General features: G+C 72.1%; 2 protein-coding genes and 1 pseudogene. 2 read left to right on the top strand and 1 reads right to left on the bottom strand.

Annotated features, from left to right (window positions below; all coding sequences use genetic code 11):
- Window positions 1–651: Hpt domain-containing protein (locus QSG27_RS28635; RefSeq protein WP_306712218.1), on the top strand; the 651-nt coding region annotated here is incomplete at its 5' end.
- Between the two features lie 108 nt (window positions 652–759).
- Here QSG27_RS28635 and QSG27_RS28630 read toward each other — a convergent pair.
- Window positions 760–1,332 (bottom strand): GNAT family N-acetyltransferase, encoded by a 573-nt coding sequence (locus QSG27_RS28630; protein ID WP_306712216.1) that lies wholly within the window; start codon window positions 1,330–1,332, stop codon window positions 760–762.
- 140 nt (window positions 1,333–1,472) lie between these two features.
- On the opposite strand from QSG27_RS28630, the pseudogene QSG27_RS28625 reads away from it, so the two are divergent.
- Window positions 1,473–2,254, top strand: a pseudogene (locus tag QSG27_RS28625) (4Fe-4S ferredoxin); the annotation flags it as partial.

The raw sequence follows: 2,254 nt of genomic DNA, 5'->3' as shown, positions 1-2,254 counted from the left end.
GTCATGATCGACCAGGACGATTTCGTAGTTTGGGTACTCGTCTTGGCCAGCAGGCTCGACTCGCAATCGCCCACCAGCCTGGCGGCGGGGCTGCGCATCGTGGCGCTGACCGCCGCCGCCGTGCCCGGCGTGGCGGAGCGCTGCCGCGCCGCGGGGGCCGACGCCGTCCTGGAAAAGCCGCTGCGCCTGACCACGCTCGCCGCCCTGCTGGACCGCCTGTCCACCGGGGAGGGGTCCCCTCCCCCGGCCCAGGCCCCCGGCCTTCCGGAAATCTCCCCCCTGCCAGACCCCCTCCCCGGCCCCGTGTCCACCCCCGTGTTCGACGAGGAGGCCATCCGCCAGATGCGCGAGCATCTGCCGGCGGACCGGGTGGCCGCGCTGGTGACCAACACCCTCGTCACGCTGCGCGGCTATCACGCCGCCCTGGAGCAGGCGTGGAGCGCCGGGGACCGGGCGACCGTCGGGGCGATGGCCCACAAGATGGCCGGGGTGGCCGGCATTTACGGCTGCATGGCGCTGCGGGGCGCCGCAAGGTCGCTGGAACACGCCCTGGAAACCGGCGAGGGCGACCCCGGCGCCCTGTTCGGCGCGCTGGACGCCGCCGTTCCCCCGGCGCTCGCCGCGCTGGACCGGTGGAGCGACCGCGGTTAAAGCGGATTGCGATCCGCTTTGGACCGCGACGGCGATCCCGGTCGCCCATGCGACCGAAGCCTGCTGGCGCATGAAGCGATGTGAATCTAAAGCGAACGGACGTTCGCTTTAGCGCACCGCCACCGGCTGGCCCGGCCCCTCGCCTTCCGGAATGTCCGTCCGGCCCGCGCCCAGATCCTTCTGCATCATGACCACGTCCAGCCAGCGCCCGAACTTCAGCCCCACGGCTTCCACCACGCCGCAGGTGCGGAAACCCAGCGCGGTGTGCAGCCCGATCGACCCGGCGTTCTCCGAGCCGCCGACCAGCGCCACCATCTGGCGGTAGCCCTGCGCCGCGCAGCGGTCGATCAGCGCCTGGAGCAGCAGGCGCCCGAGGCCCTGGCCGCGCGCCTCCTCCGCGATGTAGACGGAATCCTGGACGGTGAAACGGTAGGCGGAGCGGACGTGATAGGCGCTGCCGTAGGCATAGCCCAGGATCTCCCCGTCGCGCTCCGCCACCAGCCAAGGCAGCCCGGCGCCGGTGAGGGCGCGGAAGCGCGCCTCCAGCTCCGCCGCGTCGGGCGGCTGCTCCTCGAAGGTGCCGACGCCGTGCAGGACGTGGTGGGCGTAGATCCGCTGGAAGGCGGGAACGTCCTCGATGCGGGCGTCGCGGACGGTGGGGGCGCTGGGGGCGCTGGTCATGGCCGGGTGAATCCGAAAGGTGGATCGGGCCACCATCCTGCCGCACGCATTTTGCTGTCGCAACCGTGCCCCCCAGCCGATATGTACAGAAATGGAACACGCTGTTTGGATCAGCGCTTCAGGGCAAGGGGTTTGACGCGATGAAGATCAACGGCCGGACGGTGCTCGTCTGCGACTGCGCCCACAGCATGGCGCTCGACGGCAAGGCGTTGGCCAAGGCCTGCGGCGCCGCAGCGGAGGCCGAAGGGGAGCTGACCCTGGCCACCCAGCTCTGCCGCGGCCAGCTCGACCGGTTCGAGGCGCGCGTGGCGGAGGGCGTTCCGCTGCTGGTCGCCTGCACCCAGGAGGCCCCGCTGTTCGCGGAGATCGCGGCCCAGGACAACCCGGACGCCGACAGCCCGGACGCCAACCTCGCCTTCACCAACATCCGCGAGCGCGCCGGCTGGTCGGACGAGGGCGCCCTGGCGGGGCCGAAGATCGCCGCCCTGCTGGCCGAGGCGGCCATGGACATCCCGCCGACCGGCACCATCACCCTGACCTCCGAAGGCACCTGCCTCGTCTACGGCAGCGACGAGCGCGCCATCGAGGTGGCCCGGCAATTGTCCGGGACGCTGGATGTCACCGTCCTGCTGAAGGCGCCGAAGGACGTGGCGCCGCCGCGCGTCATGGACGTGCCGGTCTTCAAGGGCACCATCCGCGCCGCCAAGGGCTGGCTCGGCAATTTCGAGATCGTGGTGGACGACTACGCCCCGGCGATCCCGGCCTCGCGCGCCGTCCTCGACTTCGAGCCGGCGCGCCACGGCGCCGCCTCCCGCTGCGACGTGATCGTGGACCTGACCGGCGGCGCGCCGCTGTTCCCCGCGCACGGCAAGCGCGACGGCTACCTGCGCCCCGACCCGGACAGCCCCGCCGCCGTCGCCAA

The organism is Azospirillum isscasi (assembly GCF_030849505.1).
Classification (GTDB): Bacteria; Pseudomonadota; Alphaproteobacteria; order Azospirillales; family Azospirillaceae; genus Azospirillum; species Azospirillum isscasi.
This window is presented reverse-complemented; position numbering and strand designations above follow the sequence as displayed.